Genomic DNA, 7,514 nt, shown 5'->3' with positions numbered 1-7,514 from the left:
GGGTGGCACGACGACGGGTACGGGCCGGGGCGGCGGCCGGAGCGGCCTCCTCGACGGGCGCGGCCTCGACCACGGGGGCGGCGGCCTCGGCGACGGGCGCCTCGGGGGCCGCGACGGCGCGGGTGGCACGGCGGCGGGCACGCGGCGCCGGGGCGGCGGGCTCCTCGACGGCCGGAGCGGCGACGACGGCGGGAGCCTCGACCACGACCTCGGCGGCGGGCGCCTCGGGAGCGGCGACGGCACGGGTGGCACGACGACGGGTACGGGCCGGGGCGGCGGCCGGAGCGGCCTCCTCGACCGGAGCGGCAGCCGCTACGGGAGCGGGAGCGGCCTCGGCGGCCGCCACGACGCCGCCGGGCGGACCGGCCGGCCGGGAAGCGGCGCGCCGACGCCTGCGCGGAGGCAGGTTGTCACTCGGGCTGCCACTGTCGGCTGCGTTGTTGCTGTCGATTTCGTTGTTGAGCATGCGGGGTTTCTCCCGTCACGCTCCCGGGCGCCGCGGCTGACTTCCGGTCCGGCACGGCTCCGCAGCAAGTACGCGGAACCGGCCTCCGGGGCGCGTTCGCCACACGGGAGCTCAGTTCATGGCCGCCGGTTCCGTACGTGTTTGTCCGTACGGCCTGGCGGAAGTCTTCAGGTCTTTGCGCGGCCCGACCCAGGTGGCTCCCGAGTACCAGGGCTGCGCGACGACGACGATCCCTACGCGGCGGGACCTTCCGGCGCCTTCGCGTCGGCGGCTACGGCGGCCGTGGGTGGGGCCGTCGTCGCAGCCTCGCGGTCGGGCGCGAGCGGGTCGGTCACCGTGCCGGACTCCTCGTCGAAGAGCCCCTGCGCCAGCCTGGTCACCGCTGCGGGGACCGGCGGCGTTAGGTCGGCCACGGTTCGGAGACCGGACAGGACGTCGTCGGGTCGCACGGCAGGTGTCAGATGCCGAACAACCAGCCGCAGTATCGCACAAGCATTGTCCAGGGGCCTATCAGCCGCCGCGGTGACCGAAACGGGAACCACTTCCAGACTCACTACGGCCCCGCGCGTGTCGAAGGTGCGCATGCCGTTCTTGGTGCGGCGCTGGACCTCCACGGTCTCGGCGGCGAGGAAGGCCTCGACGGCCCGCTCGGCGTCCGGGGACTCCACGCCGTCCAGGCGCAGCTCCCACACGGAGGCGGTCAGCCGCTCGGCGAGCCCGGACGTGCGGGCCTCGACGGCGTCGATGATGTCGAGGCCGACCGGCATCGACTCGTCGAGCAGCTCGCGCAGCTTGGCGGGATCGCGGGGCTCGGCGAGGGCGATCTCGAGGTACTCGGCCTCGCTGCCGGTCCCGGTCGGGGCGGCGTTCGCGTACGAGACGCGCGGGTGCGGGGTGAAGCCCGCCGAGTACGCCATGGGCACCTCGGAGCGGCGCAGGGCCCGCTCGAAGGCGCGCTGGAAGTCCCGGTGACTGGTGAACCGGAGGCGGCCGCGCTTGGTGTAGCGCAGACGAATGCGCTGCACCACCGGTGCGGGAGGCGGGCCTTCGGGCTGTCGCTTGCCCAGTGGTTCTTCTCCTTGTGCGGGGCTCCGCGGCTCGCGCGTCGCCCTGAGGTCTGTGGGGCCTGCTGGCCACGCCGTGCCCGCCGGCTCACCCCTGCGGTTCGCACAGGGGGCTCTCGGGGGCGGGCGCGTCGCCTGCGGCTCTGTTACTACCCAGAGTACGCGCCCGTGACCTCGCCGGTTCCCGGGCGGGCCCCCCGAACAGCGCCCGCCGCACCTCGGCCCGGGCCTCGCGCACCGCGAGGCGGGAGGTGCTCCACACCTCGCGGACGGCACGGCCGACCGGAGCGATGGCCTGCCGGACCCCGCGACGGGCAACGGCCCACCCCGCGCGGACGGCATTCCCCACGGGGGTGACCAGGTTTCGCCGCACCCACGCGGCGGGCCGCACGACCGTCCACCGCCACAGCCACACGACCCCGCGCCCGAGCGCCCGGCTCAGGCGCCCCGCGAGATGCCAGGCACTGACGAGCAGCCGCCCGAGCGGCGCGAGCAGATGGTCGTACACCCCCCGCCCGAGCGGTGAGAGCACGTACCGCCACAGCCCGACCGCACCGGGCCGCACGACGTACCGCCACAGCGCGACCCACGGCAGGACGAAGACGGCCCGCAGGAGCCAGGCGGCCGCGACCCCGGCACCGCGCGCCAGCCACGCCAGCCCCTGCCCGGCGGGCACGAGCGCGTGACGCCACAGCCCGACCCACGGCCAGACGAACAACGCCTCGATGGCACGCGGCACGCACCAGACGATCCCGCGCCCGAGCGGGGCGAGCAGGTACGCGTAGACCCCGACGGCCAGCCGGGCGACGGCCCTTGCCGACGGAAGGAGCAGGTACCGGTACCCGCCGAGGGCCAGCCACGCGATCCCCGCTCCGGCGGGCTCCAGCAGGTACCGCAGCAGCCCCCGGCCGCCGGGCGCGAGGACGTAGCGCCACAGGGCGACCCAGGGCCATACGAACAAGGCCATCGCCAGCGCCCACCCGGCCCAGGCGACGCCCTTGGCCAGCGGAAGGAGCAGATACCGGCCGATCCCCAACAGTACCCACGCGACCCCGTCGCCCAACGGCCGCAGCAGGTACGTCCGCACGGCCTCCCCCACCCGCACGAGCCCCCGCACGACGGGCGCGAACACGTACGTGCGCACGGCCCGGCCCGACCAGGCGATCCCCCGCCCGACGGGCTCGAACACGTACGTGCGCACGGCCCGGCCCGACCAGGCGATCCCCCGCCCGGCCGGAGCCAGGGCGTAGCGCCACAGCCCCACCCACGGCCACACGAACACCAGCTTCAGCAGCACCACCGCCACCGGCCGCACGACCCGATCGCGGAACAGGCGCAGCCCCCGCCCGGCGGGGGCGAGGACGGTCCGGTGCAGCATCCGCGCGAAGGCGACGAGCAGGTCCCACGCCACCCGCACGGGAAGCACGACCAGCACCGCGACGATCTTCACGGGCACCCGGACGGCCCCCACCAGACACCCGTCCCCCTGCGGCACCGGCTGCGACTTCTCGAGTTCCATGTACATAAGGACACCCACCGGCCCCGCCCCGTTGCGCCCAACCCACCCTCAGTCGATGGAGCCGGGCTCCGCGAGCCACCGGGTGCGCAGCTCGATGTGTTTGGCGAGGGTCTCGAAGTCCCGGTCGTAGTGCAGCACGGTCAGGCCGTGGCGCGCGGCGGTGACCGCCAGGACCAGGTCCACGACCCCCGCGGAGCGCACCCACCCGGCTTCGGCCAGGGTGGTCTGCGCGGCAGCGACCCGGACCCAGACGTCGTCGGGGATCTCGTGCCACGCGTACAGGTCCGTGAACGTCTGCCGCATTCGCGCGTACTGCGCGGGCGACCGGGCGGAGTACAGGGCCTCGACCTCGGTCACCGCGCACATGCCGATGCGTCCGGCGGCCAGAGCCGGCCGCCAGGTGGAGAACGGCCCCGGGAGGGTGATCCGGTGCGCGGCGGAGGTGTCGATCAGGAACTCGCCCTCGGTCAGCTCCCCCACGGCCCGCGCACCTCCGCCTTGAATCCGGGCTCCCGTCCCTTGTCGAAGGCGCCCTCCTCGTCGAGTTCGACGAGGGCTTCCAGGGCTCGCTGCCTGCGCAGCCGTGCTCCTATTTCCTCGAGCGCGGCGTTGACCGTGTCCTTCTTCGTCGTGGTCCCGAGGGCCTCCATCGCGAGTGCGAGGGCTTCCTCGTTGATGTCGATCACGGTCTTGGCCATGCCGGGCACCTCCTGGCAGCGGGGGCGGAGTATTCCTCCGCACGCCCATCCAGGATATCCACTTGCGTCAAACGCAGGAACGATGATCCGGCGAACAAATGAATACGCCCCCCACCGTTCCCGGTGGGGGGCGTATAGGGGGCGGGCCTCAGCCCCAGGTCACTTCACGACCGACAGCGGCAGCAGCTTCTTGCCCGTCGGGCCGATCTGGATGCTCGTGTCCATCTGCGGGCACACGCCGCAGTCGAAGCACGGGGTCCAGCGGCAGTCCTCGACCTCGGTTTCGTCGAGGGCGTCCTGCCAGTCCTCCCAGAGCCAGTCCTTGTCGAGGCCCGAGTCGAGGTGGTCCCAGGGGAGGACTTCCTCGTAGGTGCGCTCGCGCGTCGTGTACCAGGCGACGTCGACGCCGTAGGCGGGGAGCGTCTTCTCCGCCGCCTGCATCCAGCGGTCGTACGAGAAGTGCTCGCGCCAGCCGTCGAAGCGGCCGCCCGACTCGTACACGGCGCGGATGACGTCGCCGATGCGGCGGTCACCGCGCGAGAGCAGGCCCTCGACGATGCCCGGCTTGCCGTCGTGGTAGCGGAAGCCGATGGAGCGGCCGTACTTCTTGTCCCCGCGGATCTTGTCGCGGAGCTTGCCCAGGCGGGCGTCCGTCTCCTCGGCCGACAGCTGCGGCGCCCACTGGAACGGGGTGTGCGGCTTGGGGACGAATCCGCCGATCGACACCGTGCAGCGGATGTCGTTCTGCCCGGAGACCTCGCGGCCCTTGGCGATGACGTTGACCGCCATGTCGCCGATCTGCAGCACGTCCTCGTCGGTCTCGGTCGGCAGGCCGCACATGAAGTACAGCTTCACCTGGCGCCAGCCGTTGCCGTACGCCGTGGAGACCGTCCGGATCAGGTCCTCTTCCGAGACCATCTTGTTGATGACCTTGCGCATGCGCTCGGAGCCGCCCTCGGGGGCGAAGGTCAGACCGGAGCGGCGGCCGTTGCGGGTCAGCTCGTTGGCGAGGTCGACGTTGAAGGCGTCCACACGGGTCGACGGGAGGGACAGGCCCACCTTGTCGTCCGTGTAGCGGTCGGCCAGGCCCTTGGCGATGTCCGCGATCTCGGTGTGGTCCGCCGAGGAGAGGGAGAGGAGACCGACCTCTTCGAAGCCCGTCGCCTTGAGGCCGCGCTCCACCATCTCGCCGATGCCGGTGATGCTTCGCTCCCGCACGGGGCGCGTGATCATGCCGGCCTGGCAGAAACGGCAGCCGCGGGTGCAGCCGCGGAAGATCTCCACGGACATGCGCTCGTGGACGGTCTCGGCGAGCGGGACCAGGGGCTGCTTGGGGTAGGGCCACTCGTCGAGGTCCATGACCGTGTGCTTGGACACGCGCCACGGCACGCCGGAGCGGTTGGGCACCACACGGCCGATGCGGCCGTCCGGCAGGTACTCGACGTCGTAGAAGCCCGGCACGTAGACGCCGCCGGTCTTCGCGAGACGCAGGAGGACCTCCTCGCGCCCGCCCGGGCGGCCCTCGGCCTTCCACGCGCGGATGATCTCGGTCATGTCGAGGACGGCCTGCTCGCCGTCGCCGATGATCGCGCAGTCGATGAACTCGGCGATCGGCTCGGGGTTGAAGGCCGCGTGGCCGCCCGCGAGGACGATCGGGTGGTCGACCGTACGGTTCTTCGCCTCCAGCGGGATGCCCGCGAGGTCGAGCGCCGTCAGCATGTTGGTGTAGCCGAGCTCGGTGGAGAAGGAGAGCCCGAAGACGTCGAAGTCCCCGACGGGGCGGTGGGAGTCCACGGTGAACTGCGGCACCTTGTGCTCGCGCATCAGCTCTTCGAGGTCCGGCCACACGCTGTAGGTGCGCTCCGCGAGCACGCCCTCGCGCTCGTTGAGCACCTCGTACAGGATCATGACGCCCTGGTTGGGCAGCCCGACCTCGTACGCGTCCGGGTACATCAGCGCCCAGCGGACATCGGTGCTGTCCCACTCCTTGACGGTGGAGTTCAGCTCACCACCGACGTACTGGATGGGCTTCTGCACATGCGGGAGCAGAGCTTCGAGCTGTGGGAAGACCGACTCGGACATCACGCGACTTTCGTGAAGCGGGCAGGGGGCGACTCTCAAGCGTACCCCGAGGCCCGTCCGCCTCCCGCCCGCTGTTTTTCCCCGCCCCCGCCCGGGCCCTCAGCCGCGCAGTGCCGCCACCGGCGTGGACGTGGCCTCCCACACCTTCGGGAGCTCGCGCTCGCGGCGGGCCGAGATCTCCTCTTCGTGGCCGTAGAGGAGGCCCCAGGTGAAGGTTGATTCCCCGGCGCCGGCCGCCTGGACCGCGAGGCCGCGCAGGGCCTCGCGGGCGACGACGCTGTCCTGGTGGTCGCCGAGGAGGTTCTGGACGGCCTTCACCGCCTTGGCCAGGCGCCGCGCGGGTTTACCGAGGGCCGGGGTGGCGGCCTCGGCGGCGTAGCGGGCGCGCTTGGCGGCCTTGCGGGCCTCGTGCAGGGCCAGGTCGCGCGGGTGTCCCGGGTCCATGGCCAGTGCGCCCTGGACCCGGCCGGCGAGGCGTTCGTAGTCCCCGAGGACGGCGGTGGGCAGGACGGCTTCGGCGGGCCGGCCGGCGGCCTTGAGCAGCGGCGGGTCGGCCAGCAGGGCGTCGAGGGCGTTCAGCAGGGCCACGTAGCGTGCGCTGTCGAGGGCGGCCAGGGCCGCTCGGCGCGAACCGGTGCGGCGGGTGGTGTTCCAGATCTTGAGGCGGCCGCCGACGGGGCCCATCCGCAGGGTGCGCGGGAGTTCTCCGAGGCGGGTCTGGATGCGCTCCAGCAGGACTTCCTGGTCGCGGTCGACGCCGAGCTCGGCGGCGAGCCAGCGCAGTTCCTCGCCGAGGGGGCCGGTTCCGGCGGGGTCGAGGACCCGGCGGTAGGTCTTGAAGGCGCTGCGCAGGCGCCGGCTGGCGACCCGCATCTGGTGGACGGAGTCGGGCAGGCCCCGGCGTACGGCGGGGTCCTGGGCGATCAGGGTGTCGCGCTGTTCGCGCAGGTACGACAGGACGTGCGCGCCGGTGGTGCCCTCGGCGGGGCCGGGCTCGCCGGGGAGCGGGTGTCCGGGGCGGGCCGGGGGTTCGGCGCCGGTCTCGGTGAGCGCGCGGGCGAGCTTGGAGGGGGCGTCGGAAACGCGCAGGCCGGCCTTGCGGAAGGTCTTCTCGACGGCGTCGAGGAGTTCGGGGTCGATCCCGTCGGCGAGTTCCACCTCGACCTCGGTCCAGGCGGCGGTGGTGCCCTGGCGCTCGGCGCGTACGGCGTCGGTGGACAGTTCCGCGAGGAGGCTGCCTTCGGCGTCGAGGAGGTGGCTGACCTTGCGCGAGGACAGGAGCCTGACCTGCGGTTCCACTGGGGCGTCGCGGAGGCGGGAGCGCAGGAGCGCGGTCAGCGCGGGCGGCACGGTGTCGCTGAGGGGGGTGGCGATCTCGTCGCGGACCCCGGGGGCGACGGGCAGTTTGAGGTGCCAGCCGGCGTCCTTGCCGCCGGTGCGGCGGCGCAGGGTGAGTCCGTCGGCGGCGAGCCGCTGGTCGGGGGTGTCGTAGTAGACGGCGTCGAGGTCGACGGTGCCCTGGTCGGTGACGGCCGCGATGGCTGCCGTGCCCGTCAGGTCCGGCACCCCGCGCCGTCCGGCCTTGATGCTCCTGAACTCGAATTTGCGCTCGATCTCGCGCTTCGCGTCCGCCATAGACCGAACGTAGTCCTGAACGGATCGCTACGTGAAGGTAAATACGAGAC

At 72.7% G+C, this 7,514-nt stretch carries 7 protein-coding genes; all 7 read right to left on the bottom strand.

Annotated elements, in window-relative coordinates; all coding sequences use genetic code 11:
* A partial coding sequence (locus tag ACWGDE_RS12395) for a hypothetical protein (RefSeq protein WP_453388916.1) occupies positions 1-466 on the bottom strand: 466 nt, incomplete at its 3' end.
* 233 nt (positions 467-699) lie between these two features.
* On the bottom strand, positions 700-1,491 hold the full coding sequence (locus ACWGDE_RS12390; RefSeq protein ID WP_453388915.1) for a TIGR03936 family radical SAM-associated protein: 792 nt from the start codon (positions 1,489-1,491) through the stop codon (positions 700-702).
* 127 nt (positions 1,492-1,618) lie between these two features.
* Entirely contained in the window at positions 1,619-3,049 is a 1,431-nt protein-coding gene (locus ACWGDE_RS12385) for a hypothetical protein (protein ID WP_453388914.1), read from the bottom strand.
* A 48-nt stretch (positions 3,050-3,097) separates the two neighbouring features.
* Positions 3,098-3,529, bottom strand: coding sequence for a PIN domain-containing protein (locus ACWGDE_RS12380; RefSeq protein ID WP_453388913.1), 432 nt, complete (start codon positions 3,527-3,529; stop codon positions 3,098-3,100).
* A complete protein-coding gene (locus ACWGDE_RS12375) occupies positions 3,517-3,747 on the bottom strand; it encodes a type II toxin-antitoxin system VapB family antitoxin (protein WP_453388912.1) in 231 nt (76 codons plus the stop codon). The genes ACWGDE_RS12380 and ACWGDE_RS12375 overlap by 13 nt, the downstream gene beginning before the upstream one ends.
* Positions 3,748-3,906: 159 nt before the next feature.
* On the bottom strand, positions 3,907-5,832 hold the full coding sequence (locus ACWGDE_RS12370) for a TIGR03960 family B12-binding radical SAM protein (protein WP_453388911.1): 1,926 nt from the start codon (positions 5,830-5,832) through the stop codon (positions 3,907-3,909).
* A 96-nt stretch (positions 5,833-5,928) separates the two neighbouring features.
* Complete coding sequence (locus ACWGDE_RS12365; RefSeq protein WP_453388910.1) at positions 5,929-7,464, bottom strand: CYTH and CHAD domain-containing protein; 1,536 nt, start codon at positions 7,462-7,464, stop codon at positions 5,929-5,931.
* Between the last annotated feature and the right edge of the window lie 50 nt (positions 7,465-7,514).

Source organism: Streptomyces sp. NPDC054956, assembly GCF_053609185.1.
This window is presented reverse-complemented; position numbering and strand designations above follow the sequence as displayed.